The sequence below is a fragment of the Pseudomonas rhodesiae genome, from assembly GCF_007858255.1.
Classification (GTDB): domain Bacteria; phylum Pseudomonadota; class Gammaproteobacteria; order Pseudomonadales; family Pseudomonadaceae; genus Aquipseudomonas; species Aquipseudomonas rhodesiae.
In genome coordinates, this window is the sequence record NZ_VFEU01000001.1 from 474,277 (window position 1) to 498,396 (window position 24,120).

General features: G+C 61.0%; 23 protein-coding genes. 10 read left to right on the forward strand and 13 right to left on the reverse strand.

Features of this window, described 5'->3' with window-relative positions:
• Positions 1–61 precede the first annotated feature (61 nt).
• Together FIV35_RS02050 and FIV35_RS02055 are read left to right on the forward strand one after the other, a co-directional pair.
• The gene (locus FIV35_RS02050; RefSeq protein ID WP_034136738.1) at positions 62–1,339 is read left to right on the forward strand and encodes an acetyl-CoA C-acetyltransferase; all 1,278 of its coding nucleotides are present in this window, start codon (positions 62–64) and stop codon (positions 1,337–1,339) included.
• Positions 1,340–1,474: 135 nt separating this feature from the next.
• Entirely contained in the window at positions 1,475–2,374 is a 900-nt protein-coding gene (locus tag FIV35_RS02055) for a PA4780 family RIO1-like protein kinase (RefSeq protein WP_034095704.1), read from the forward strand.
• A gap of 373 nt (positions 2,375–2,747) precedes the next feature.
• On the opposite strand, the gene cueR is transcribed toward FIV35_RS02055, so the two are convergent.
• The 3 genes from cueR to FIV35_RS02070 form a co-directional block, all read right to left on the reverse strand.
• Positions 2,748–3,149, reverse strand: a complete 402-nt coding sequence (cueR, locus tag FIV35_RS02060; RefSeq protein WP_034136739.1) for a Cu(I)-responsive transcriptional regulator — start codon at positions 3,147–3,149, stop codon at positions 2,748–2,750.
• Positions 3,146–5,347 carry a heavy metal translocating P-type ATPase gene (locus tag FIV35_RS02065; protein WP_034136740.1) on the reverse strand — a complete coding sequence of 734 codons (2,202 nt, stop codon included), beginning with the start codon at positions 5,345–5,347 and terminating at the stop codon, positions 3,146–3,148. Before FIV35_RS02065 ends, cueR begins: the two co-directional genes overlap by 4 nt.
• A 66-nt stretch (positions 5,348–5,413) precedes the next feature.
• A complete protein-coding gene (locus FIV35_RS02070; RefSeq protein WP_034095721.1) occupies positions 5,414–5,794 on the reverse strand; it encodes a hypothetical protein in 381 nt (126 codons plus the stop codon).
• 148 nt (positions 5,795–5,942) lie between these two features.
• Between FIV35_RS02070 and FIV35_RS02075 the strand changes: the two genes are divergently transcribed.
• Entirely contained in the window at positions 5,943–6,134 is a 192-nt protein-coding gene (locus tag FIV35_RS02075; RefSeq protein ID WP_034095722.1) for a heavy-metal-associated domain-containing protein, read from the forward strand.
• 85 nt (positions 6,135–6,219) lie between these two features.
• Entirely contained in the window at positions 6,220–7,413 is a 1,194-nt protein-coding gene (locus FIV35_RS02080) for a multidrug effflux MFS transporter (protein WP_034111610.1), read from the forward strand.
• Between the two features lie 9 nt (positions 7,414–7,422).
• Here FIV35_RS02080 and FIV35_RS29530 read toward each other — a convergent pair whose 3' ends face one another.
• From FIV35_RS29530 to FIV35_RS02090, 3 genes are all read right to left on the reverse strand, one after another.
• Positions 7,423–7,596, reverse strand: a complete 174-nt coding sequence (locus tag FIV35_RS29530) for a hypothetical protein (RefSeq protein WP_167389858.1) — start codon at positions 7,594–7,596, stop codon at positions 7,423–7,425.
• Between the two features lie 145 nt (positions 7,597–7,741).
• The gene (locus tag FIV35_RS02085; RefSeq protein ID WP_034095724.1) at positions 7,742–8,755 is read right to left on the reverse strand and encodes a zinc-binding alcohol dehydrogenase family protein; all 1,014 of its coding nucleotides are present in this window, start codon (positions 8,753–8,755) and stop codon (positions 7,742–7,744) included.
• Between the two features lie 24 nt (positions 8,756–8,779).
• The gene (locus tag FIV35_RS02090; protein WP_034136741.1) at positions 8,780–9,073 is read right to left on the reverse strand and encodes a putative quinol monooxygenase; all 294 of its coding nucleotides are present in this window, start codon (positions 9,071–9,073) and stop codon (positions 8,780–8,782) included.
• A gap of 104 nt (positions 9,074–9,177) precedes the next feature.
• Between FIV35_RS02090 and FIV35_RS02095 the strand changes: the two genes are divergently transcribed.
• The 3 genes from FIV35_RS02095 (at position 9,178) to FIV35_RS02105 (ending at position 12,403) form a co-directional block, all read left to right on the forward strand.
• Entirely contained in the window at positions 9,178–10,107 is a 930-nt protein-coding gene (locus tag FIV35_RS02095; protein WP_034136742.1) for a LysR family transcriptional regulator, read from the forward strand.
• A 134-nt stretch (positions 10,108–10,241) separates the two neighbouring features.
• A complete protein-coding gene (locus FIV35_RS02100; RefSeq protein ID WP_034136743.1) occupies positions 10,242–10,931 on the forward strand; it encodes an ArsR/SmtB family transcription factor in 690 nt (229 codons plus the stop codon).
• 101 nt (positions 10,932–11,032) lie between these two features.
• The gene (locus FIV35_RS02105; RefSeq protein WP_034136744.1) at positions 11,033–12,403 is read left to right on the forward strand and encodes an MFS transporter; all 1,371 of its coding nucleotides are present in this window, start codon (positions 11,033–11,035) and stop codon (positions 12,401–12,403) included.
• A gap of 49 nt (positions 12,404–12,452) precedes the next feature.
• On the opposite strand, the gene FIV35_RS02110 is transcribed toward FIV35_RS02105, so the two are convergent.
• Positions 12,453–13,406, reverse strand: coding sequence for an adenosine deaminase (locus FIV35_RS02110; RefSeq protein ID WP_034136745.1), 954 nt, complete (start codon positions 13,404–13,406; stop codon positions 12,453–12,455).
• Between the two features lie 193 nt (positions 13,407–13,599).
• Between FIV35_RS02110 and FIV35_RS02115 the strand changes: the two genes are divergently transcribed.
• Entirely contained in the window at positions 13,600–14,691 is a 1,092-nt protein-coding gene (locus tag FIV35_RS02115) for a calcium:cation antiporter (protein WP_034136746.1), read from the forward strand.
• Between the two features lie 34 nt (positions 14,692–14,725).
• Here the strand turns inward: FIV35_RS02115 and FIV35_RS02120 are convergent, their stop codons facing one another.
• The 6 genes from FIV35_RS02120 to FIV35_RS02145 all read right to left on the reverse strand — a co-directional run bounded on the left by FIV35_RS02120 (position 14,726) and on the right by FIV35_RS02145 (position 20,747).
• Positions 14,726–16,084, reverse strand: a complete 1,359-nt coding sequence (locus FIV35_RS02120) for an 8-oxoguanine deaminase (RefSeq protein WP_034136747.1) — start codon at positions 16,082–16,084, stop codon at positions 14,726–14,728.
• Positions 16,085–16,258: 174 nt separating this feature from the next.
• Entirely contained in the window at positions 16,259–16,945 is a 687-nt protein-coding gene (locus FIV35_RS02125) for an SDR family oxidoreductase (protein WP_034111622.1), read from the reverse strand.
• A 57-nt stretch (positions 16,946–17,002) separates the two neighbouring features.
• The gene (locus FIV35_RS02130) at positions 17,003–17,584 is read right to left on the reverse strand and encodes an IMPACT family protein (RefSeq protein ID WP_034111623.1); all 582 of its coding nucleotides are present in this window, start codon (positions 17,582–17,584) and stop codon (positions 17,003–17,005) included.
• A gap of 12 nt (positions 17,585–17,596) precedes the next feature.
• On the reverse strand, positions 17,597–18,256 hold the full coding sequence (locus FIV35_RS02135) for a TetR/AcrR family transcriptional regulator (protein ID WP_034095734.1): 660 nt from the start codon (positions 18,254–18,256) through the stop codon (positions 17,597–17,599).
• A gap of 87 nt (positions 18,257–18,343) precedes the next feature.
• The gene (locus FIV35_RS02140; protein WP_034136748.1) at positions 18,344–19,738 is read right to left on the reverse strand and encodes a uracil-xanthine permease family protein; all 1,395 of its coding nucleotides are present in this window, start codon (positions 19,736–19,738) and stop codon (positions 18,344–18,346) included.
• A gap of 88 nt (positions 19,739–19,826) precedes the next feature.
• A complete protein-coding gene (locus FIV35_RS02145; RefSeq protein WP_034095736.1) occupies positions 19,827–20,747 on the reverse strand; it encodes a LysR family transcriptional regulator in 921 nt (306 codons plus the stop codon).
• Positions 20,748–20,871: 124 nt separating this feature from the next.
• Here FIV35_RS02145 and aptA point away from each other — a divergent pair, with 124 nt between their 5' ends.
• The gene (aptA, locus tag FIV35_RS02150) at positions 20,872–22,221 is read left to right on the forward strand and encodes an omega-aminotransferase AptA (protein ID WP_034136749.1); all 1,350 of its coding nucleotides are present in this window, start codon (positions 20,872–20,874) and stop codon (positions 22,219–22,221) included.
• A 39-nt stretch (positions 22,222–22,260) separates the two neighbouring features.
• Positions 22,261–23,754 carry a CoA-acylating methylmalonate-semialdehyde dehydrogenase gene (locus FIV35_RS02155; protein WP_034136750.1) on the forward strand — a complete coding sequence of 498 codons (1,494 nt, stop codon included), beginning with the start codon at positions 22,261–22,263 and terminating at the stop codon, positions 23,752–23,754.
• Positions 23,755–24,120: the final 366 nt, after the last annotated feature.

A 24,120-nucleotide genomic window follows, 5' to 3' on the forward strand; every position in this document is an offset into this window, starting at 1 on the left:
TTCGACTAGGCTTATCCTTCCAGGCCACGGCGGCCGGCCCACCACACACAGGGAGCTTTCCATGACTCAATTGCGGCGTGTAGCGATCATTGGCGCAAATCGCATTCCTTTCGCCCGCTCCAATGGCCCCTACGCTACTGCGAGCAACCAGGCGATGCTGACGGCTGCACTGGAAGGTTTGATCGAACGCTACAACCTGCACGGCTTGCGCCTGGGCGAAGTGGCCGCCGGTGCGGTACTCAAGCATTCGCGGGATTTCAACCTGACCCGCGAATGCGTGCTGGGCTCGCGCCTGTCGCCGCAAACCCCGGCCTACGACATCCAACAAGCCTGCGGCACCGGGCTGGAGGCGGCGCTGCTGGTGGCCAACAAAATCGCTCTGGGCCAGATCGAATGCGGCATTGCCGGCGGCGTGGACACCACTTCCGACGCGCCGATCGGTGTGAATGAGGGGTTGCGCAAGATCCTGCTGCAGGCCAATCGCAGTAAGTCGATGGCGGATAAATTAAAAGTCCTGTTACAACTTCGTCCCCATCACCTCAAACCTGAACTGCCGCGCAATGGCGAACCGCGTACTGGCCTATCCATGGGCCAGCACTGCGAGTTGATGGCTCAGACCTGGCAGATCCCCCGGGCAGAACAGGACCAACTTGCTCTTGAGAGCCATCAGAAAATGTCCGCCGCCTACGCCGAAGGCTGGCACGACGATCTGATCACGCCGTTTTTGGGCCTGACCCGCGACAACAACCTGCGCTCCGATCTGACGCTGGAGAAACTCGCCGCCCTCAAACCGGCCTTTGAACGCAGCGAGAAGGGCACCCTCACCGCAGGCAATTCCACGCCGCTGACCGACGGCGCCTCCCTGGTGCTACTGGGCAGTGAGGCATGGGCTCAGGAGCGTGGCCTGCCGGTCCTGGCTTACCTGCGCGATGGCGAAGCGGCCGCGGTGGATTTCGTCAACGGCGCCGAAGGCTTGCTGATGGCGCCGGTGTATGCGGTTCCGCGCCTGCTGGCCAGGAACGGTCTGACGCTGCAGGACTTCGATTACTACGAGATCCACGAAGCCTTCGCCGCCCAAGTGTTGTGCACACTCAGGGCCTGGGAAGATGCCGATTACTGCAAGACCCGCCTGGGCCTCGACGCGCCGTTGGGCGCCATCGACCGCAGCCGGCTCAATGTCAAAGGCAGCTCCCTGGCGGCGGGGCATCCGTTTGCCGCCACCGGCGGGCGCATTGTTGCCAACCTGGCGAAATTGTTGGAGACGGCGGGCAAGGGCCGTGGGCTGATCTCGATCTGCGCCGCCGGCGGGCAAGGGGTGACCGCGATCATTGAGCGTTAACGGCGCCCCGGAATTGGCCTATTGGTTGCATTCTTAAACGGGCAAAGATCAGTCGCCTCTCCCACCCGCGAGCCGATTGCCGTATAACGAGTGCCATACGCGTATTTGGTAACAAAGGACCCACAATAAAAGCTGATGAAGACTCCTAAACGCATTGAACCCCTGATCGAAGACGGTCTGGTCGACGAAGTGCTGCGCCCACTCATGAGTGGGAAAGAAGCAGCTGTTTATGTGGTGCGCTGCGGCAACGAATTGCGTTGCGCCAAGGTTTACAAGGAGGCGAACAAACGAAGTTTTCGTCAGGCATCCGAATACCAGGAAGGCCGCAAAGTCCGTAACAGCCGCCAGGCCCGCGCCATGGCCAAGGGCTCAAAGTTCGGCAAGAAGGAAACCGAAGACGCCTGGCAGAACGCCGAAGTCGCGGCGTTGTTCCGCTTGGCCGGTGCCGGTGTGCGCGTGCCGCAGCCGTATGACTTCCTCGAAGGCGTGCTGCTGATGGAGCTGGTGGCCGATGAGTATGGCGATGCCGCCCCGCGTCTGAACGACGTAGTGCTGGAGCCGGATCAGGCCCGCGAGTACCACGCTTTCCTGATTTCCCAGATCGTGCTGATGCTGTGTACCGGCCTGGTGCACGGTGACCTGTCCGAGTTCAACGTGCTGCTCACGCCGACCGGCCCGGTAATCATCGACCTGCCCCAGGCGGTGGATGCGGCGGGCAACAACCACGCATTCAGCATGCTGGAGCGGGATGTGGGCAACATGGCTTCCTACTTTGGGCGCTTCGCCCCGGAGTTGAAAAAGACCAAGTACGCCAAGGAAATGTGGGCGTTGTATGAGGCCGGCACCTTGCACCCTGGCAGCGTCTTGACCGGTGAATTCGACGAGCCGGAAGAACTGGCGGACGTGGGGGGTGTGATCCGCGAGATCGAAGCGGCGCGGCTCGATGAAGAGCGTCGCCAGGCGATTCGGGCGGCGGATGATGCGCCGTCGAGCAAAGTCCCCGACGAACCGCCACCGCCGCCTTGGATGCAATAGTCTTCGGTTGCATGCAGATCAACAGGTGGGAGGGGCGGTGCGACGATTCGACTTGCCCCCGGTGGCACACAGCTTCGGTCGAAAACATAACCTGAGAAAGTGAGATTTTTTGTGGTGAGCAGGCTTGTCCTGCGCTGGGCTGCGAAGCGGCCCTGAAACCTGACAACCGGTATGGCCTGATATGCCGCAGTGTGCGGAGAGGGGGCCGCTTCGCGCCCCAGCGCAGGGCAAGCCTGCTCGCCACAGCGTTATGTGTCCGCCTTTAAGACTTGAAGATACCTATGCCCCGATGGCAGCGTTTCAGTCACCGCAACGGCTGGCTGATCCACCGCTGTCGGGCAAGCTCTCTCCCACATTGGTTTTGCGTATGGCCTTAGGAGCAGCAAGAGCCGGACGCCAGCTCCTTGAGGATCGGGCAATCGGGCCGATCATCGCCTTGGCAGTGTTCCACCAGGTCCTGCAAGGTGTCGCGCAGTTGGCCCAGTTCCAGGATCTTCTGATTCAACTCGTCGATATGCTGGCGCGCCAAGGCTTTTACGTCGGCGCTGGCGCGGTGGCGGTCTTGCCACAGGGCCAGCAGTTTGCCGACCTCTTCCAGTGAAAACCCCATATCCCGCGAGCGTTTGATAAACGCCAACGTATGCAGGTCCTCCGCGCCGTACACGCGGTAGCCGCTGTCGGTGCGGTGAGCCGCTTTCAGCAGACCGATGGATTCGTAATAGCGAATCATCTTGGCGCTGAGGCCGCTCTGACGGGCGGCTTGGCCGATGTTCATGGGTGTCGATCCTCCAAATCCTTGGGTTTCCAGGTTTTCAACAGCAAGGCATTGCTCACTACGCTGACGCTGGACAACGCCATCGCCGCGCCCGCCAACACTGGGTTGAGCAGGCCGAAGGCCGCCAGGGGAATGCCAATCAAGTTATACACAAAGGCCCAGAACAGGTTCTGCCGGATCTTGGCGTAGGTCTTGCGGCTGATTTCCAGCGCGGCCGGCACCAGGCGCGGATCGCCGCGCATCAGGGTAATGCCGGCGGCATGCATGGCCACATCGGTGCCGCCGCCCATGGCGATGCCGATATCGGCGGCGGCCAGGGCCGGGGCATCATTGATGCCGTCGCCGACCATCGCCACCACGCCGGTTTTTTTCAGCGCGGCGACGGTGGCGGCTTTGTCGGCGGGCAGCACTTCGGCATGCACATCGTCGATGCCCAGCGCCTGCGCCACCACCTGTGCACTGCCGCGATTGTCGCCGGTGAGCAGATGGCTGCTGATGCCTTGAGCCGTGAGCTGCCCCACGGCCTGCAACGCACCGGGCTTGAGGGTGTCGCCAAATGCGAACAGCCCCAGCACCCGCGGTTGTGCGCCTTGCTCGATCAACCAGGACAAAGTGCGACCTTCGGCCTCCCAGGTCTGAGCGGTTTGCGTCAGATCGCCAGGGTTCAGGCCGCTGTCTTCCAGCAGGCGGCGATTGCCCAAGGCCAGTGGCCGGCCATCGAGGGTGCCGGCGATACCGCGCCCGGTCAGGGATTGGCTGGCGCTGACATCGGCAACGTTCAGCCCCTGTTCGGCGCAGGCTTCCAGCACTGCGTTGGCCAATGGGTGCTCGCTGCCGCGTTGCAGCGCGCCGGCTTGTTGCAACAGTTGGGCTTGATTGCCATCCACCGCGATCATATGCGCGATTTTGGGCGTGCCGGAGGTGAGGGTGCCGGTCTTGTCGAACACTACGGCGCTGACTTCATGGGCACGTTCCAAGGCTTCGGCGTCCTTGATCAGAATGCCGTGTCGCGCGGCGACGCCGGTGCCGGCCATGATCGCGGTGGGTGTGGCCAGGCCCAGGGCGCATGGGCAGGCGATCACCAGCACCGCGACCGCATTGATGATGGCGGTTTCCAACGGCGCGCCGTACAGCCACCAGCCCACCAGCGTGATCAGCGCCAGCACCAGCACGGTCGGCACAAACACCTGGCTGACTTTGTCCACCAGTTTCTGGATCGGCGCCTTGGCGGCCTGGGCGTCTTCTACCAGACGGATGATCCGCGCCAGGACGCTCTCGGCGCCCAGCGCGGTGGTGCGCACCAACAGGCGGCCTTCACCGTTGATGGCGCCGCCAGTGACCTTATCGCCCGGTTGTTTCGGCACGGGCAAGCTCTCGCCGCTGATCAGGGCTTCGTCGGCATGGCTCTGGCCTTCGATCACTTCACCGTCCACCGGGAAGCGTTCGCCGGGTTTGACGCTGACCACATCGTTGAGGGACAGGGCGTTGATCGCCACCTCTTGTTCATGGCCATCGCGCACGCGGGTGGCGCGCTCGGGGCGCAAGGCTTCCAGGGCGCGGATGGCGCTGGCGGTCTGGCGCTTGGCGCGGCTTTCCAGGTATTTGCCCAGCAGGATCAGGGCGATCACCACTGCGGAGGCTTCGAAATACAGGTGCGGCATGCTGCCGGCGGGGGCGTTGAGCCATTCGTATAGGCTCAGGCCGTAACCGGCACTGGTGCCGATGGCCACCAGCAAATCCATATTGCCCGCCCCGGCGCGCACGGCTTTCCAGGCGGCCACGTAAAAGCGCGCGCCGAGGATAAATTGCACCGGGGTGGCCAGGGCGAATTGCACCCAGGCCGGTAGCATCCAATGCAGGCCGAACGGCTGCACCAGCATCGGCAGCACCAGGGGCAGCGCCAGCACGATGGCCAACAGCAAGGCCCAGCGCTCGCGGTGCAGGCGCTGGGCTTGATCGGCGGCGGTGCGGGTTTCGGTCTGCGGCAGGCTGGCGCTGTAACCGGCCTTGTCGACGGCGGCGATCAGCACGCTGGGGTCCATCTGGCCGAGGACTTCGACGTGGGCACGTTCATTGGCCAGGTTGACGCTGACGCTCTGCACCCCCGGCACCTTGCCCAGCGCGCGCTCGACACGCCCGGCGCAACTGGCGCAGGTCATACCGCCGATGGGCAGGTCAAAGGTGGTGGTTCCATTCATGGGGCAATCCTCCAAGAGAAGTGGCCCCTAGGATCAACCTTGTCCTGTGGGTAAGGTCAAGCGCCTTCAGTATTCCAATGCCGCAGGCTTGAGGTACATGCCGTCCGGACCTTGGGCGATCCGCAGTTTGCGTACGTCTCCGGCCTTCAACGTGATGTTCTGCGCCGGCGGTGCCAGCAGACCCGGCAAGCAGCCCGGCGCCTGGCCCGGCAGCAACTTGAGGCGCAATGACAGGTTACCCGCCGGCAAGTTGAACGAGGTGGACTGCTCCTGGAACAGCCGGCCGGCCAACTGGTCGTTGAGGTACAGGCCAATCTCGCAATTGGTCGGCACTTCCAGGCGTTCCCGGGAAATGATCAGCACCGCATAGTCTTCTGCGGCCAGGGCCTGGGGCGCGGCGGCAGACAAGCTCATCAGGCCCACAAGGCCAAAAAACGACCAGCGCATGGCGAGTACTCCGTGGTTCACAGCTTGAGAAAGTTGAAGCTTGGCCGACGTGGCCGCCGAATACCAGCCCGGCCGATTTCTCAGGAACTTGACCTTGCCATCGTGGCAAGGTCGAGACTGGGTCCAACCTCATCAAAGGAGTCATGTCATGCAAGTATTCACTGTGGAAGGAATGACCTGCGGCCATTGCGTCAAAGCGGTGACCCAAGCGGTACAGAGCCAGGACCCGACAGCCGAAGTGAAGGTGGACCTGGCGGCGAAGCAGGTCAGCGTGCAGAGCCAACTGAGCCGTGAAGCGATTGCCGGGCTGATCAAGGAGGAAGGCTACAGCGTCGTCTGAAATTTAATAGTTAGCGAGCTATCGTAATGTTCAAGGCACCCAAGCACGGCTAGACTGTCGGGCTGCCGACTCACTTGGGTGCCTGATGAACCTTCGCATAATTCTGATCCTGGGCGCCCTGAGCGCCTTCGCTCCACTGGCGATCGATTTTTACTTGCCGGGTTTTCCGGCGATGGCCACCGCGTTTGCCACCGATGAAAAACATATCCAACTGACTTTGGCGGTGTATTTCGCCGGCCTGGCTATCGGCCAATTGATCTACGGCCCCCTGGCAGACCGTTTCGGTCGGCGCGGGCCGCTGCTCAGCGGCGTGACCCTGTTTACCTTGGCCTCCTTCGCCTGTGCCTTTGCGCCGTCCCTGGAATGGCTGATCGGCGCGCGCTTTGTGCAAGCCCTGGGTGGCTGCGCGGGCATGGTGATTTCCCGCGCGGTGGTCAGCGACAAATGCGATGCCGTGGGCTCGGCCAAAGTGTTCTCCCAACTGATGCTGGTGACCGGCCTGGCGCCGATCCTCGCGCCGCTGGCCGGTGGCTTGATGGTGGGGTTGTGGGGCTGGCAGTCGATCTTCCTGGCGTTGTCGATCTTCAGCGTGATGGCGGCAGTCGCCGTGGCGGTTGGGTTGCCGGAAACCTTCCCGGCCCATCAACCCCGCCAGCCATTGTCCGGCTCGCTGCGTCGTTATCTCGGGTTGCTGTCGGACCGGGTCTACCTCGGCTATGCCCTCACCGGCGCGCTGTCGATTGCCGGGATGTTTGCCTACATCGCCGGTTCACCTTTCGTATTTATCAAACTCTACGGCGTGCCCGCCGAGCATTACGGCTGGGTGTTCGGATCCAACGCCGCCGGTTTTATCCTGGTGGCCCAGCTCAATGCCCGGCTGTTAGCCAAACGTGGCCCGGCATTTTTGCTGTCGCGCACAGTGTGGGTGTACGTGGCGGCGGCGCTGACGCTGCTGGGAGTGGCCGCGCTGCGCACCCAAGCGCTGTGGCCTCTGCTGATACCGCTGTTTATCTGTATCGCCAGCCTGGGTTGCATCCTGCCTAACACCTCGGCCTGTGCTATGGCAGGCCAGGGCGCGCGGGCCGGTAGTGCTTCGGCATTGCTCGGTTGTATTCAGTTCGGCGTGGCGGCGGGGGCGGCGTCGTTGGTGGGGGCGTTGCACGATGGCACAGCGATGCCGATGGCGATGGTCATCAGCTTGTGCGGGCTATTGGCGGTGACAGTGGCCATGTCGACCTTGCGCCTGCAACGGGCCAGGGCCGTGCAGGCGCAGGGCTGACCGAGGGGGTCAGCCAGCGGCGGCGCGCTGCTGGTTGACCCGGAAATTGTGCGGCGCCTGAATGCGCGCTTGCAGGGTCTCGGCAAAGGCGCGGGCCTCGGCTTCACTGCGGAAGGTAATGGTTCTCTGGTCCAGACGGACCTCCCATTGAGATTTTGCTAACGCTTTTATCAGGATCTTCATTGCTGACTTCCTCACGTAAAAGAATCGTGGCAAAGGCGGCCAATATAAACCCGAATGCGCTCGCAAATATGACAAAGGTCAACTGTCTGACTAGCGGCGTCGTCCTTCACTCACACGAGTAACAGACGACGCCTACAGACCTGTTTCAGAAACCTTCCAACACGATCTTACCCTTGGCCTTACCGCTTTCCAGCAGCGCGTGAGCCCGACGCAGATTGGCCGCGTTGATCGCACCGAAGTGCTCGCCCACGGTGGTTTCCAGCGTGCCGGCGTCGATCAGTTCAGCCACGCGATTGAGCAGGTGGTGTTGTTCGATCATGTCCGGCGTCTCGAACATTGAGCGGGTGTACATAAACTCCCAATGCAGCGACAGGCTCTTGCGCTTGAGCTTGCTGACGTCCAGTGCCTTGGGGTCGTCGATCAGCGCGAGCTTGCCCTGAGGTTGCAGCGCTTCGACCAACTGATCCAGGTGGTGCTCGGTCTGGGTCAGGCTGGCGACATGGGTCACCTGCGCTTCGCCTGCCTGTTGCAAGGCTTGGCTCAGCGGCTGGCTGTGGTCGATCACCCGATGGGCGCCCAGTGCCTTGGCCCATGCTTGGGTTTCCGGGCGCGACGCGGTGCCGATCACTTTCAATGCCGTCAGTTGCCGGGCCAGTTGGGTGAGGATCGAACCCACACCGCCGGCGGCGCCGACGATCAGCAGGCTCTGGCCTTCATCTTCCTTGCCCTCGCGAATCTGCAGGCGCTCGAACAGCAGTTCCCAGGCCGTGATAGCGGTCAGCGGCAGCGCGGCGGCTTCGGCAAAGTTCAGGCTCTTGGGCATATGCCCGACGATGCGTTCGTCCACCGTGTGCAGTTCGCTGTTGCCGCCCGGGCGGGTCAGGGAGCCGGCGTAGAACACCTTGTCGCCAGCCTTGAACAGGGTCACGTCGCTGCCGACCGCCTTGACCACCCCGGCGACGTCCCAGCCCAGCACCTTGGCAGCGCCGTGTTCGGGGGCGACGTTCTGGCGCACTTTGGTGTCCACCGGGTTGACCGAGATGGCTTTGACTTCCACCAGCAGGTCGCGTGGGCCGGCGACGGGGGCCGGTAGTTCGATGTCTTGCAGGGACAGAGGGTCGTTGATGGGCAGTGATGCGTAGTAGGCAATGGCTTTCATGGAGGCTCCGGAAAATAGCGGTGATCAGGCGAGAAAATTCAGGCGTTTGAGTTCGAAATGTTCGAGTACCTGCGCCGCCTCGGCGCGGAAGTGCTGGATATGCGCACTCTGGTCGTGGGCGGCCAGGGCTGCGTCGTCGCGCCAGCGTTCGAGCATGTAGAAGGTCTCGGGGTGTTGCTGGTCCTGATGCAGGTCGTACTGCTCGCAGCCGTCTTCACGGCGTGTGGGTTCAAGCAGACCGCGCAGCAGGGTTTCCAGGGCGGCCTGTTGGCCAGGTTTGGCGATCAGCGTGGCGATCACGTTAAAGGCAGCGGACATAAGCGACTCCTGGCACGTTAAACACGGGGTGGGCAGATGATTGGCTATTTCACGCCATCATAAAAGCGGCTAAAACAGAGGGCTGTTTCAACGGAATTTTGATAATGCTGCGCTTCGATGATTTGCAATTGTTTGTACGAGCGGCGGACTTGGGCAGCCTGTCGGCAGCGGCGCGGGTGATGGACCTGTCGCCGGCGGTGGCCAGTGCGGCGCTCAAGCGCATTGAGCAGCAGTTGGGCGCGCGTTTGCTGGCGCGCTCCACTCGCAGCCTGCGCTTGACCGCCGAGGGTGAGGGGTTCCTGGAGTATGCCCGAGCTGCGTTGGGTTCCTTGGATGAGGGCCGGCGCTTGCTGGCCAGCGGTCAGGACCATGTCAGCGGCGTGCTGCAACTCTCGGCACCGTCGGACTTTGGCCGTAACCAATTACTGCCCTGGCTGGATGAGTTCCAGCGTGAATATCCACAGCTCAACGTGCGCCTGTTGTTGGGCGATCGAATCGCCGACCTGTTTCGCCAACCGGTGGATATCGCCCTGCGCTACGGCGAACCCGAGGACTCCAGCCTGGTGGCGCTGCCCGTGGCGCCGAGCAACGTGCGTGTGCTATGCGCCGCCCCCAGTTATTTGGCGCGTCACGGCGAACCCCGTCACCTGGAACAACTGGCTCAGCACAATTGCCTGTTGTACATGCTCGGTAGCCGCGTGCATGACCATTGGGCGTTTCGCGACGGTAAGCGCGACATCAGTCTGACGGTCAGCGGCGACCGTTTCAGCGACGACGCCGATGTGGTGCGGCGCTGGGCGGTGGCCGGCGTGGGCATTGCCTACAAATCCTGGCTGGATGTGAGCACCGACGTGCTCGCCGGGCGCCTGCGCTTGATCCTCCCAGAGCTGCGCGGCGAGCCCACACCGCTCAATCTGCTGTGTGCCCATCGGGCGCAATTGAGCAAACCCGTCAACTTGCTGCGGGACATGCTGGTCACCCGTTGTGCGAACTTGACCGCGCAAATGCCGGAGCCAGCAGGGGCTGGGCAATAGCCTCCACCACAGCCAGAAATTTCACTCATGTTCTGTCCCTATTCGCGCTGTCAGACGCCGCGGAACCGGCCCATAGCGCACCTATACTTTGGCGCCAACCGCAGCAGAAAAGTGATTTAACAGGGAGTGAACCGATGGAAGCAGCACCTTGTATCAGTCAGATCGCCGGCTTGCTCGCCGAGCCGAAACGCGCCGCCATGCTCTGGGTTTTGATGGACGGCTCCGCTAAGACTTCAGAAGAACTCGCCAGCCTGACCGGGCTCTCGCCAGCGTCGGCCAATGCGCATTTGGCGCGGCTCACCGGCAGTGGCTTGCTACGGGCCGAGGCGCGGCGCGGCAAGCGTCTGTTTCGGGTGGCCGCCGCCGATGTCAGCCTCGCCATCGATGCGTTGGCCAGTACCACCCTGGCCAGTGCCGCTCGTGCTGCGCCCTGTTCGCCGGAACCGACGCTGTTGGCGCCGCCGTCACTGCGTCGGGCGCGACTGTGTCACGGCCATCTCGGCGGCGAGCTGGCGGCGGGGCTGTACGAGCGCATGATGGCGGCGAGGTGGATCGAGCGTTATGAACAACGCACCGATGTCACCGTCAAGGGGGCCCAGCAACTGGCGAACTTGGGCATTTTCACCCAGGCACTGAGCTCGCCGCTGACCTGCGATTGTTTCGACTGGAGCCAGCAGCATCCGCACTTGGGCGGTGCGCTGGGGGCGGGGTTGCTGCAATTGTTTCTGCAATCGAACTGGGTCAGCCTGATCAATGATTCCCAAGCGCTACAGGTCAGTGACATCGGGCAGCAGGAAATCGCCCGGCTGGCCGCTTCTGAATAGTCGTGGCGTCGTTGAGAGTTTTAATCAGGTCGCATCCAGCAAAAATCTGGAAAAAGCATGCCGCACACTCGTCTTCAGGCTTTTCTTACTGAGGGTGTGGCATGGGTATGCAAGGTTTTAGTGCAGCGGAACGCCTCGAACGGTTACCCATCAGCGGTTACCACCGAGTGATTTTTATCATCATTGCCTTGGCGTTTTTTTTCGACTCCATGGATCTGGCAATGATGACGTTTCTGTTGGGCTCGATCAAAACCGAGTTCGGGCTGAGCACCGCCCAGGCGGGTTTGCTCGCCAGTTCGAGTTTTTTCGGCATGGTGGTGGGGGCGTCGTTGTCCGGGATGCTCGCCGATCGCTTCGGGCGTAAGCCGGTGTTTCAGTGGAGCATCGTGCTGTGGGGCTTGGCCAGCTATCTGTGTTCCACGGCGCAGACCGTGGAGACATTGACGCTGTTTCGTATCCTGCTGGGGATCGGCATGGGCATGGAGTTTCCGATTGCGCAATCGATGCTGTCCGAGCTGATCCCGGCCAAGGCGCGCGGGCGCTATATCGCGTTGATGGATGGTTTCTGGCCGCTGGGCTTTGTGGCGGCGGGGGTGCTGTCGTATTTCCTGCTGCCGGTGATCGGCTGGCGTGAAATCTTCCTGGTGTTGGCGGTGCCTGCGGTGTTTGTGTTGGCGATCCGTTTTTTCATCCCCGAATCGCCGCGCTGGCTGGAGCAGGCCGGCCGCCATGACGCAGCGGACAACGTGCTGATTGGGATCGAGAACAAAGTGCGTACCTCCCTGGGCCGCACCGACTTGCCGGAACCGATTCGCCTGCCACGGGTACAGAGCGTGCCGGGGAATTTCTTTTCGGCGTTCCAGCAATTGTGGTCCGCGCAGTATCGCCAGCGCACGCTGATGATCTGGAGCGTCTGGTTCTTTGCCCTGCTCGGTTTCTACGGCCTGACTTCGTGGCTGAGCGCGCTGTTGCAGCAGTCCGGTTTCGCGGTGACCCAATCGGTGTACTACACGGTGATCATTTCCCTGGGCGGGATCCCCGGCTTTTTGATGGCGGCCTGGTTGGTCGAGCGCTGGGGGCGTAAACCGGTGTGTGTGGTGACATTGCTCGGTGGCGGCTTGATGGCGTTTCTGTATGGGCAGAGTGCGGTGTTTGGCGGCAATGTCGGCTTGCTTATCACCACGGGGCTGTTGATGCAGTTCTTTTTGTTTGGCATGTGGGCGGTGCTCTACACCTACACCCCGGAGTTGTACCCCACGTCGGCGCGGGCGACCGGGTCCGGGTTTGCCTCGGCGATTGGCCGGGTCGGTTCGTTGCTGGGGCCGTTGGTGACCGGGCTGGTGTTTCCGGTGACCGGGCAGGGCGGAGTATTTGCCTTGGGCGCGCTGTGTTTTGCGGTGGCGGCGCTGGTGGTGTGGGTATTTGGGATGGAAACCAAGGGCAAAACGTTGGAAGAGTTGGCCGAAGCCTGAAAACCGCTGCGCAAAAGAAGGGAGGGTGCAAGCACCCTCCCTTTTTTCGTTACGGCTTGATCAAGCGCGCATCCAGGCTGTTCTGGGCCAGGCGTTTGGCCTGGTCCTGGGTCATGCCCAGTGATTCATACAGCGCATAGAAATTTTCGGTGACATAACCGCCGAAGTACGCCGGATCATCCGAATTCACCGTCACCTTCACGCCCCGCTCAAGCATGTCGAGGATGTTGTGTTGGGCCATGTCGTCGAACACGCAGAGCTTGGTGTTGGACAACGGGCACACGGTGAGCGGAATTTGCTCGTCGATGATGCGCTGCATCAGGCGCTCGTCTTCGATGGCGCGCACGCCGTGGTCGATACGCTGGATTTTCAGCAGGTCGAGGGCTTCCCAGATGTATTCCGGTGGGCCTTCTTCGCCGGCGTGTGCCACGGTGAGGAAGCCTTCATTCCGTGCGCGATCGAACACGCGTTGGAACTTGCTTGGCGGGTGGCCCATTTCCGAGCTGTCCAGGCCAACGGCGACGAACGCATCGCGGAACGGCAGGGCCTGGTCCAGGGTTTTCTCGGCTTCTTCTTCGCTCAGGTGGCGCAGGAAGCTGAGGATCAAACCGCTGGTGATGCCCAATTGCTGCTCGCCATCTTTGAGCGCGGCGGCGATGCCGTTTAGCACCACTTCGAACGGGATGCCGCGGTCGGTGTGGGTTTGCGGATCGAAGAACGGCTCGGTGTGGATCACGTTCTGGGCTTTACAGCGCAGCAGGTAGGCCCAGGTCAGGTCGTAAAAATCCTGGGAGGTGCGCAGCACATCGGCGCCCTGATAGTACAGGTCGAGAAATTCTTGCAGGTTATTGAAGGCGTAGGCCTTGCGCAGGGTGTCGACGTCTTTCCACGGCAGCGCGATTTTGTTGCGCTCCGCCAGGGCAAACAGCAGCTCAGGCTCCAGCGAACCCTCCAGGTGCAGGTGCAGTTCGGCCTTGGGCAGGGCGTTGAGCCAATCGTACATGTCTAAATTCTCATCAGGTGCAATCGCCGCATTCTACAGGCCATGGCTGAAATAATCGGCAAAACCTGACCAGCAGGAGAGTATTCGTTTTATTCGCGCAAGGGCGACGTGAACTAAGGTGTAACGAAACGTTAGCGGCGTGGCGCAGTCTGTACCCCATCAATGACTGATTTGCCGCATTAAAAGGCCCGGAATGCTCACATCCCTCAAGCAAGAAAAATTTATGCTGCTGGCGCTGATTGCCGCCATCGCCGCCTACCCGTTGGAGCATTGGATGCTGCACAGCGGGCAAGTGGTGGCGTTGCTCGCGGGGGTGGCGCTGATCGCGTTTATCGTGATGGCTTCGATGCGTGTAGCCCACCACGCTGAGCAACTGGCGGAAAAAGTCGGCGACCCCTACGGCACCATGATCCTGACCCTCGCGGCCGTGCTGGTGGAGGTGGTGATCCTGGCGATCATGATGAGTAACGAACCGTCACCGACCCTGGTGCGCGACACCATTTACTCGGCGGTGATGCTCGACATCAACGGCATCCTTGGCCTTGCCGCGCTGATGGGCGGGATCAAGCATGGTGAACAGTCCTACAACGACGATTCGGCGCGGACCTACAGCGTGATGATCCTCACCGCCATGGGCGTGTCGATGGTGGTGCCGGAATTTATCCCCAGGGGCGATTGGAAAATTTACTCGGCCTTCACCATCGGCGCGATGGTGGTGCTGTACACCTTGTTCCTGAGGATGCAGGTGGGGCCGCACAGTTACTTCTTCAGTTACAGCTACCCGGAAAAACGCCGTAAGCAGTTGCCGGCAGACGCGGAAGCGCCGCCGGTCAGCCTGGCGTTTTCCATTGGCACTTTGGTGTTCGGTGTGGTGGTGATTGGTGCGTTGGCAGAGGTCATGTCCAAGACTCTCGACCTTGGCCTGGAAGGCACGGGCGCGCCGCCGGTAGTGACGGCGATTGTGGTGGCGGCGATTTCGGCGGCGCCGGAAATTCTGACGGCATTGCGCGCCGCGTTGGCCAACCGTATGCAGTCGGTGGTCAACATCGCGTTGGGTGCTTCGTTGTCAACAGTGATCCTGACCGTGCCAGTAATGGAGGCCATGGCGCTCTACACCGGCCAGCCGTTCCAGATGGCAATGACCCCCGTGCAAACCGTGATGGTGTTTATCACGCTGATCGTCAGCGCGATCAACCTCAACGATGGCGAAACAAACGCCATCGAAGGGATGACCCACTTTGTGCTGTTTGCGACGTTTATCATGTTGTCGCTGCTGGGCCTGTAAGCGCAGCAGCGTAAGGTGGGTGAGGACGCCGGGATCAGCTCCCGGCGATCAACGCCCGCGCCGCCTGGCTGTGATCGGCAATCAAGCCTTTCAGATCCAGGCCTTCTATCTGCCCGTCGATGACTCGCCACTGCCCGCCGACCATCACGCGATCCGCTCGGTCCGCGCCGCACAGCAGCAGCGCCGAGATCGGATCATGGCTGCCGGAAAAGCGCAGCTCATCCAGCTTGAACAGCGCCAGGTCGGCTTGTTTGCCAACGGCCAACTCGCCGATATCCGTACGCCCCAATAACTGCGCCGAGCCTTTAGTGGCCCAGCCGAGCACGCCTTCGGGGGTGATGTGCTGCGCGCCATAACGCAAGCGCTGGATATACAGGGCCTGGCGCGCTTCGAGGATCATGTTCGACGCGTCGTTGGAGGCCGAGCCGTCCACGCCCAGGCCGATTGGCGCGCCGGCGGCGATCAGGTCCAGGGTCGGACAGATGCCCGAGGCCAAGCGCATATTGGAGCTTGGGCAGTGACAGATACCGGTACCGGCCTCGCCCAGGCGCGCGATTTCATCCGGGTTGAAGTGAATGCCGTGGGCCAGCCAGGTGCGCGGGCCGAGCCAGCCGACGCTGTTGAGGTAGTCCACCGTGCGCAGGCCGAAGCGCTGCAGGCAGAAGTCTTCTTCGTCGAGGGTTTCGGCCAGATGGGTGTGCAGGCGCACATCGAGTTGAGTGGCCAATTCGGCACTGGCGCGCATGATTTCCGGCGTGACTGAAAACGGCGAGCAGGGTGCCAGGGCTACCTGGATCTGTGCGCCGTCGCCGCGCTGGTGGTAGGCGCGGATCAGGCGCTGGCTGTCGTCCAGGATCACCTGGCCTTGCTGCACGGTTTGCTGCGGTGGCAGGCCGCCATCGGCTTCGCCCAAGCTCATGGAGCCGCGGGTGAGCATGGCGCGCATGCCCAGTTCGCGCACGCTGTCCACTTGCACATCGATGGCGTGTTCCAGGCCGTCGGGGAACAAATAGTGATGGTCGGCCGCAGTGGTGCAGCCGGACAGCAACAGCTCGGCCAATGCCACTTTACTGGCCAGGGCGAGTTTTTCCGGGGTCAGCCGCGCCCATACCGGGTAAAGGGTTTTCAGCCACGGAAACAACGGCTGATTGACTACCGGCGCCCAGGCACGGGTGAGGGTCTGATAGAAGTGATGGTGTGTGTTGATCAGGCCCGGCAGGACCACATGTTCACGGGCATCGAAGACCTGTTCGCAAGGTTGCGTAGGGACTTGGCCAGCCGCCAGTACTTCGGCGATCACACCGTCTTGCAGCACCAGGCCGCCACGGGCATCAAGGCCATTGGCAGTAAAAATCGCGAGGGGGGTTTTTAACCAGATACGGGTCGCAGGCATTGGCCGGCTCCTCTGAATGATGGGTTCAGGTTTGCCAGCTCAGTGTTGCCCTGTCTGCTGATCCAGGGTCGCCGGTGGGGGCGAGGGGCTAGATTACGTGGAGTTCGGTTTGTAGGAAAGCGGATTGATTTGTGTGGGAAGGATAAGTCCCTCCCACATTTTCTTCGTGTGTACTTACCAGGCGATTGTGTCGCCTTTGTAGTCCACGAAATGATGGCCACCTTTGCCGGCGAAGGCATTCACTTGATCCACCAGGCCACGCACGCTGGTATCGACATCGATATGGGCGTTTTCGCCGCCCATATCGGTTTTGACCCAGCCCGGGTGCATCGACAGCACCGTTAGCCGATGGTCGCCCAATTGGGTGATAAAGCTGTTGGTCATGGAATTGAGCGCAGCCTTACTGGCTTTGTACAGCGCCATCTCCGAACCGTCGGGAATGGTGACGCTGCCCAGTACCGAGCTCATGAACGCCAACACACCGCTGTCTTTGCGGATCTGCCCGACAAAACGCTGGGCCAGGTTGATCGGCGCTACGGCGTTGGTGAAGAACAGCTGGCCGACTTCGGCCAGGGTGGCGTGGCCGGGCTCCTGATTGTCCGGGCCTTTGACGCCGGCATTTATGAACAGCAGATCGAAGGTGCGCTCTTTGAGGCGCTGGTTCAGGGCGATCACGGCTTGTTGATCGTCCATGTCGAGTTTCTCGATCTGTACCGGGCCAACGGCTTTCAGCGCATCGGCTTTGCTCGGATCGCGCACGGTGGCGGTCACGTCCCAGCCGTCCTGGAGCAGTTGCTTGACCAGGCCAAGACCCAGCCCACGGGAGGCGCCGATGATCAGTGCGGTTTTTGGCGTAGACATGAAAGGCTTCCTTTGAAATCGCGGTTCAGGGAGATTCAGCGCACAACAGTAGCAGTTTCAGCGTTGCAGGAGGATGCGGCCACGGCTCAAGTCGGCGAGCTGGGTTTGCAGGGTTTCGATCTGCGCTTCCCCCAGGGCCAGTTGCAGTTCGACACCATTGGCGGTGAAGGTTTCTTCCACCACCAGCCCGCCCAATTCGGCCACGCGCAGTTTGACCAGGTTCAATTCGGAGAAGCCGCACGCACAGCGCAACGGCACGCGGCTGATCAGCTCGATGCGCTCGGCGTTTTGTAAGCATTTATTCGCGCCACCACCATAGGCACGGGCAAGCCCACCGGTGCCCAGTTGGATACCGCCGTACCAGCGGATGACCAGCACGGCGACCTGGTCAAAACCTTGGGCCTCGATGGCGGCCAGGATCGGCCGCCCGGCCGTGCCGCCGGGTTCGCCGTCGTCGTTGCTTCGGTATTGATCGCCCAATTTCCAGGCCCAGCAGTTGTGCGTGGCATCGAGAACGCTGTGCTCCTGAAAAAACGCCTGGGCGTCCTGTGGGCTGGTGATCGGTACAGCGAGGGTGATGAAGCGGCTTTTGCGTATCTCTTCACGAAATTCGCAAAGGCCGGTGAGCGTGAAAGGCATAGGTTGCTTCGTCTAGAGGGCCGGCTTGATGCCGCAGCCTTTGAGAATGATATGGATCAGGTTGGTGCCGGCGTCTTCCATGTCTTGTTTGGTCAGGCGCGTACGCCCGGTGACGCGGCAGATCTGGGTAGCGAAATCGGCGTAGTGCTGGGTGCTGCCCCACAGCAGGAAGATCAGGTGTACGGGGTCCACGGGGTCCATTTTGCCGGCGTCGATCCAGGCCTGGAACACCGCCGCACGCCCGCTGAACCAGGCGCGGTAGTCCTGGCTGAAATATTCGGTGAGGCATTCGCCGCCGCTGATGATTTCCATGGCGAAGATCCGCGAGGCCTGGGGCTGGCGCCGTGAGAACTCCATCTTGGTGCGGATGTAGCGGGTCAGGGCCTCGGCGGGATCGTCCTCGGCGGTCAGCGTGTTGAAGGTGCTGTCCCATAGCTCGAGGATATTGCTGAGCACCGCGATATACAGGCCCAGCTTATTGGTGAAGTAGTAGTGCAAGTTGGCCTTGGGCAGCCCGGCGCTGGCAGCAATGGTGTTCATGCTGGTGCCCTTGTAGCCATGGCGCGCGAACTCATCCTCAGCAGCCTGGAGAATCGCTTGTTCGTTCTTTTGCCGGATGCGGCTGGCGGGCTTACCGGCGTGGTGGCTGTGGGCAGGAACTTCGAGGCTCATGGAGATTACCGTGCTGATCGATAGAGACGACGTGTGCACAGATAACCCACCCTCAAGCCCCAGACAAGTCCCGATGCAATAAAACCGTCAAAGCGGCTCCAGCGTGTCGCTTTCGGTTGCGTGGTTTACGGCGGTGCCGGGGGTTTTGGCCTCCGGCAATAGCACGCACAACACAATCGCGGTCAGGCCGCCGCTGGTGATGGCGGAATCGAACAGATTCTGTATCAGCGCGGGCATCAGGTGTAGCAGGTTTGGCTGGGCAGCGATCCCCAGGCCGACGCCGAACGAAGTTGCGATGATCAGCATGCTGCGCCGGTCCAGTGGCGCCTGCGCGAGGATGCGCACCCCGGCGGCGGCGACACTGCCGAACATCACCAGGGTCGCGCCGCCCAATACCGGCTTGGGGATTTGCTGCAGCACGGCCCCAATCAGCGGAAACAAACCGAGGCAGAACAGCACCACGCCGATATATAAGCCGACGTAACGGCTGGCGACGCCGGTGAGTTGGATCACCCCGTTGTTCTGCGCGAAGGTAGTGTTGGGGAACGCACTGAAGGTGGCGGCGATCATGCAGCTCACCCCGTCACCCAGCACGCCGCCTTTGAGCCGGCTTATATAGGAAGGGCCACTGATGGGTTGGCGGGCGATCATGCAATTGGCAGTCAGGTCGCCGACAGTTTCGATGCTGCTGATCAGATAGATCAGCGCAATCGGCAGGAAAGCGCTCCAGTCGAAGTTGAAACCAAACCGAAACGGTATCGGCAAGCTGACCAGAGGCAAGTCCGGCAAGGCCTGAGGCACCAGTTTGCCGCTGAACCAGGCCGCCAGACTGCCCAGGGCCAGGCCGATGACAATCGCCGAAAGCCGCACCCACGGTGTGTTCGAGCGATTGAGCAGAATGATCGTTAGCACCACGAACAGCCCCAATGCCAGGTTGGTCGGAGCGCCGAAATCGGCGGCGTTGAAACCGCCGCCCAGGTCGGTAATGCCGACTTTGATTAGGCTGATGCCGATCAGTGTTATCACGATGCCGGTGACCAGCGGCGTAATTACCCGGCGCAACTGCCCGATGAAGCGGCTGAGGACGATCTGCACGGCCGCGCCGAAAAAGCACACGCCGAAGATCATCGCCATGATGTCTTCCGGGCTGCCGCCGCGTTGCTTGACCAGAAAACCGGCTGACAGCACAGCGCCGAGAAACGCAAAGCTGGTGCCTTGCAGGCAGATCATTCCGGCGCCGATACCAAACGGCCTACGCGCTTGGATGAAGGTGCCCACACCGGAAACCATCAACGCCATGCTGATCAGGTAGGGCAAATGCGCGGTAAGGCCGAGGGTGGAGCCGATTATCAGCGGCGGAGTGATGATACCGACGAAGGCGGCCAACACATGCTGCAAGGCGGCCAATAGGGCGGGGGCGGGTTTTGGGCGGTCGTTGAGGCCGTAGATCAGGTCGCTGGGGCTGGAGGATTCTGGTGGCATGGCGGGCAAACTCAAGGCGGACGGTTCTAGGTCCTGATGCCCTTGCAAAAAGCTGTCCAGTTGCTCAGCTTTTGCGCCGAGGCCCGATTTAGCGTGTTGCAGCCAAGCTGTCGAGAAAGCTTTCCAGCACCAAATGAGGGCGACGGCCCTTGCGCGTGACCGATGCCAGGCTCAAATCGTAAAAACGTGTAGCCGGTTTCAGCGCACGCAGTCGGCCTTGTTGTACCCATAGGTTGGCGTAGTGATCAGGTAAATAGCCGATATAACGACCAGTGAGGATCAGAAACGCCATGCCTTCGCGGTCCGACGCGCTGGCGGTGCAGTTGAGCGCCTGGTAGTGAGCCTGGATGTCTGCGGGCAGGCGAAAGGTCGGGGCGATTGCGTCCTGGCTATCGATGCGGGTGTCGTCCAGCGCTTTGTCGTCGGCATAGAACAGCGGATGACCGACTGCGCAGTAAAGCAGCGAACGTTCGCTGTAGAGCGGCTGGTATTCCAGGCCGGACAGCGCGCTGGCTTGGGGCACAACTCCCACATGCAGGCGGCCGTCGAGTACGCCTTGCTCCACTTCATTGGGCGCGATCATGCGGATCTGAATCTGCACGTCCGGGCCCCGTTCCTTCAATTGTGCCAAGGCGTGTGTGATGCGCATGTGAGGCAGGGTGACAAGGTTGTCGGTGAGACCGATGATTAATTCGCCGCGTAAGTGCTGGTGCAGGCCGTTGACCTCGGTGCGAAAGCTTTCCAGCGCGCTCAACAACTGCAGGGCCGACTGGTACACCTCGCGCCCCTCCTCCGTGAGCGAAAACCCCGCGCGGCCACGCTGGCAGAGCCTCAATCCCAGCCGCTGTTCAAGGTCGCTCATTTGCTGGCTGATGGCCGAGCGCCCGATGCCGAGCACGGTTTCTGCCGCCGAGAACCCGCCGCATTCCACCACGCTGCGAAAGATGCGCAATAAGCGGATATCGAAGTCGCTGACTTGAGCCAGAGGATCGGGACGACGGATGCTCATAGTTTAGTGAAGCCCTGACTGAAGGTTAGAAAAGTTGGATTTCACCGACTTTATCGCCATGGCAATTTAGCTGCAAGAACGCTTTCAATCCCGACGCTGCCTTTTGCCCTGCGAGGTTTTGCTGATGAACATGCCCGAAAACGCCCCTTCGTCCCTGGCCAGCCAACTCAAGTTGGATGCGCATTGGATGCCGTATACCGCTAACCGTAATTTCCAGCGCGATCCACGCCTGATCGTGGCCGCAGAGGGTAGCTGGCTGACGGATGACAAGGGGCGCAAGGTCTACGATTCGTTATCAGGTCTGTGGACCTGCGGCGCCGGGCACACCCGCAAAGAAATTCAGGACGCGGTGGCCAAGCAATTGGGCACTTTGGACTACTCGCCGGGTTTCCAATACGGTCATCCGCTGTCCTTTCAACTGGCGGAAAAGATTACCGATCTGACCCCCGGAAACCTCAATCATGTGTTTTTCACCGATTCTGGCTCCGAGTGCGCCGACACCGCAGTGAAGATGGTGCGGGCTTACTGGCGCTTAAAAGGCCAGGCTACCAAGACCAAGATGATAGGCCGCGCACGGGGTTATCACGGGGTGAACATCGCCGGCACCAGCCTTGGCGGTGTGAACGGTAACCGTAAGATGTTTGGCCAGGCGCTGATGGATGTTGACCATCTCCCGCACACCTTGCTGGCAAGCAATGCGTTTTCCCGCGGCATGCCTGAGCAGGGCGGCATCGCCTTGGCGGATGAGTTGCTCAAGTTGATCGAGCTGCATGACGCGTCGAACATCGCCGCGGTGTTCGTCGAGCCAATGGCCGGTTCGGCGGGCGTGCTGGTGCCGCCACAGGGTTACCTCAAGCGTCTGCGGGAGATCTGCGATCAGCACAATATCCTGCTGGTATTCGATGAAGTGATCACCGGTTTCGGCCGCACCGGCTCGATGTTCGGTGCGGACAGCTTTGGTGTGACCCCGGACTTGATGTGCATCGCCAAACAAGTCACCAACGGCGCGATCCCCATGGGCGCAGTGATTGCCAGCAGCGAGATCTATCAAACCTTCATGAACCAGGCGACGCCGGAGTACGCAGTGGAATTCCCCCACGGCTACACCTACTCGGCGCACCCGGTCGCTTGCGCGGCGGGCTTGGCGGCGTTGGACCTGTTGCAGAAGGAAAACCTGGTGCAGAGCGTAGCCGAAGTCGCTCCGCACTTTGAGAATGCGCTGCACGGTTTGAAGGGCAGCAAGAACGTAATCGACATTCGCAACTATGGCCTGGCCGGCGCGATCCAGATCGCCCCGCGTGACGGAGACGCCATTGTGCGTCCATTCGAGGCCGGCATGGCTTTGTGGAAGGCGGGGTTCTACGTGCGCTTTGGTGGCGACACGCTTCAGTTCGGGCCAACCTTCAACAGCAAGCCGCAGGACTTGGATCGCTTGTTCGACGCGGTCGGCGACGTGCTGAACAAAATCGACTGATTTCTCCTTCTATATAGAACAACTTTTCAGGAGCCCTGCATGAGCCTTATCCAGCATTTGATCAATGGCGAGTTGGTCAACGACAGCGGTCGCAGCGCCGATGTGTACAACCCGTCCACTGGCCAGGTGATTCACCAAGTGCCGTTGGCCAGCCGTGAAACTATCCAGCGTGCAATCGACTCAGCGAAGGCGGCCTTTCCGGCCTGGCGCAATACGCCGGCGGCTAAGCGCGCTCAGGTGATGTTTCGTTTCAAGCAATTGCTGGAGCAGAACGAAGCCCGCATCTCGCAGTTGATCAGCGAGGAGCATGGCAAAACGTTGGAAGACGCCGCCGGCGAGCTCAAGCGCGGGATCGAAAACGTCGAGTATGCGTGCTCGGCGCCGGAGATTCTCAAGGGCGAATACAGCCGTAACGTTGGGCCGAACATCGATGCGTGGTCGGACTTCCAGCCCCTGGGTGTAGTGGCCGGTATTACGCCGTTCAATTTCCCGGCGATGGTGCCTTTGTGGATGTACCCGTTGGCGATCGTCTGCGGCAATTGCTTCATTCTCAAACCTTCGGAGCGCGATCCAAGTTCGACGCTGCTGATCGCACAACTGTTGCAAGAAGCCGGTCTGCCCAGAGGCGTCCTCAATGTGGTGCACGGAGACAAAGGGGCGGTGGATGCGTTGATCGAAGCGCCTGAAGTAAAAGCATTGAGCTTTGTAGGATCGACGCCGATTGCTGAGTACATCTATTCCGAAGCGACCAAACGCGGCAAGCGCGTACAGGCGCTGGGTGGAGCGAAGAACCACGCGGTATTGATGCCGGACGCCGATCTGGATAACGCGGTCAGTGCCTTGATGGGGGCTGCCTACGGATCATGCGGCGAGCGTTGCATGGCGATCTCGGTGGCGGTGTGCGTGGGGGACCAGGTCGCCGATGCTTTGATTGCCAAGTTGGTGCCGCAGGTCAAGGCATTGAAGATTGGCGCAGGCACGTCTTGCGGCCTGGATATGGGGCCGTTGGTCACTGGGCAGGCCCGGGAGAAGGTCAGCGGCTATATAGAAGACGGCGTGGCTGCCGGCGCTGAGCTGGTGGTCGATGGTCGCGGGTTGAGTGTTGCCGGTCATGAGCAGGGCTTCTTCCTGGGCGGTAGCCTGTTTGATCGCGTAACCCCTGAGATGCGTATCTATAAAGAAGAGATCTTTGGGCCGGTGTTGTGCGTGGTCCGAGTGGACAGCCTGGAAGCTGCGATGCAACTGATCAATGATCACGAGTATGGCAACGGCACTTGTATCTTCACCCGCGATGGTGAGGCGGCACGTCTGTTCTGTGACGAAATCGAAGTGGGCATGGTGGGTGTGAACGTTCCACTGCCGGTGCCGGTGGCCTATCACAGCTTCGGTGGTTGGAAGCGTTCGCTGTTTGGCGATTTGCATGCGTATGGGCCGGATGGTGTGCGGTTTTACACTCGGCGCAAGGCGATTACCCAGCGTTGGCCGCAGCGGGCCAGTCATGAAGCGTCACAGTTTGCTTTTCCCAGCCTTTAGCCCTCATTAGGTAGGCGGAAAGCCGGCCCATTAGGGCCGGCTTTCGTGTTTTTGGGCATTTTTTGACCAGTGCGACAGAAATATGAAAATAGTGGTTGACGGCAGATTCCAGAAGTCTATAATTCGCCCCACTTCCGGCGCAGTCGAAACGGAAAACTCCTTGGTAAACAAAGAGTTACGCAATATTCGACAGCGGATCGCTTCAGTTTATCGAAGCCCAGAAGGAGTTGGTAGAGCAGTGTTGTTTGGCTCTATTGGCGTTTCGATCTTCTCGGTCGAAAGCGGAGAAAAAGAGGTGTTGACAGCAGCGTGTAACGCTGTAGAATTCGCCTCCCGCTAACGAGAGATCGGAGGCGCAAGTGGTTG

Excerpts from the sequence above, each read along its gene's own strand:
- FIV35_RS29530 (WP_167389858.1), bottom strand. The coding sequence starts at position 7,596 with ATGAAGATCCTGATAAAAGCGTTAGCAAAATCTCAATGGGAGGTCCGT.
- FIV35_RS02095 (WP_034136742.1), top strand. The coding sequence starts at position 9,178 with ATGCTGCGCTTCGATGATTTGCAATTGTTTGTACGAGCGGCGGACTTG.
- FIV35_RS02090 (WP_034136741.1), bottom strand. The coding sequence starts at position 9,073 with ATGTCCGCTGCCTTTAACGTGATCGCCACGCTGATCGCCAAACCTGGC.
- FIV35_RS02055 (WP_034095704.1), top strand. The coding sequence starts at position 1,475 with ATGAAGACTCCTAAACGCATTGAACCCCTGATCGAAGACGGTCTGGTC.
- FIV35_RS02075 (WP_034095722.1), top strand. The coding sequence starts at position 5,943 with ATGCAAGTATTCACTGTGGAAGGAATGACCTGCGGCCATTGCGTCAAA.
- FIV35_RS02050 (WP_034136738.1), top strand. The coding sequence starts at position 62 with ATGACTCAATTGCGGCGTGTAGCGATCATTGGCGCAAATCGCATTCCT.
- FIV35_RS02080 (WP_034111610.1), top strand. The coding sequence starts at position 6,220 with ATGAACCTTCGCATAATTCTGATCCTGGGCGCCCTGAGCGCCTTCGCT.
- FIV35_RS02065 (WP_034136740.1), bottom strand. The coding sequence starts at position 5,347 with ATGAATGGAACCACCACCTTTGACCTGCCCATCGGCGGTATGACCTGC.
- cueR (WP_034136739.1), bottom strand. The coding sequence starts at position 3,149 with ATGAACATCGGCCAAGCCGCCCGTCAGAGCGGCCTCAGCGCCAAGATG.
- FIV35_RS02070 (WP_034095721.1), bottom strand. The coding sequence starts at position 5,794 with ATGCGCTGGTCGTTTTTTGGCCTTGTGGGCCTGATGAGCTTGTCTGCC.
- FIV35_RS02130 (WP_034111623.1), bottom strand. The coding sequence starts at position 17,584 with ATGCCTTTCACGCTCACCGGCCTTTGCGAATTTCGTGAAGAGATACGC.
- FIV35_RS02110 (WP_034136745.1), bottom strand. The coding sequence starts at position 13,406 with ATGTACGATTGGCTCAACGCCCTGCCCAAGGCCGAACTGCACCTGCAC.
- FIV35_RS02115 (WP_034136746.1), top strand. The coding sequence starts at position 13,600 with ATGCTCACATCCCTCAAGCAAGAAAAATTTATGCTGCTGGCGCTGATT.
- FIV35_RS02085 (WP_034095724.1), bottom strand. The coding sequence starts at position 8,755 with ATGAAAGCCATTGCCTACTACGCATCACTGCCCATCAACGACCCTCTG.
- FIV35_RS02105 (WP_034136744.1), top strand. The coding sequence starts at position 11,033 with ATGGGTATGCAAGGTTTTAGTGCAGCGGAACGCCTCGAACGGTTACCC.
- FIV35_RS02135 (WP_034095734.1), bottom strand. The coding sequence starts at position 18,256 with ATGAGCCTCGAAGTTCCTGCCCACAGCCACCACGCCGGTAAGCCCGCC.
- FIV35_RS02140 (WP_034136748.1), bottom strand. The coding sequence starts at position 19,738 with ATGCCACCAGAATCCTCCAGCCCCAGCGACCTGATCTACGGCCTCAAC.
- FIV35_RS02125 (WP_034111622.1), bottom strand. The coding sequence starts at position 16,945 with ATGTCTACGCCAAAAACCGCACTGATCATCGGCGCCTCCCGTGGGCTG.
- FIV35_RS02120 (WP_034136747.1), bottom strand. The coding sequence starts at position 16,084 with ATGCCTGCGACCCGTATCTGGTTAAAAACCCCCCTCGCGATTTTTACT.
- FIV35_RS02100 (WP_034136743.1), top strand. The coding sequence starts at position 10,242 with ATGGAAGCAGCACCTTGTATCAGTCAGATCGCCGGCTTGCTCGCCGAG.
- aptA (WP_034136749.1), top strand. The coding sequence starts at position 20,872 with ATGAACATGCCCGAAAACGCCCCTTCGTCCCTGGCCAGCCAACTCAAG.
- FIV35_RS02145 (WP_034095736.1), bottom strand. The coding sequence starts at position 20,747 with ATGAGCATCCGTCGTCCCGATCCTCTGGCTCAAGTCAGCGACTTCGAT.
- FIV35_RS02155 (WP_034136750.1), top strand. The coding sequence starts at position 22,261 with ATGAGCCTTATCCAGCATTTGATCAATGGCGAGTTGGTCAACGACAGC.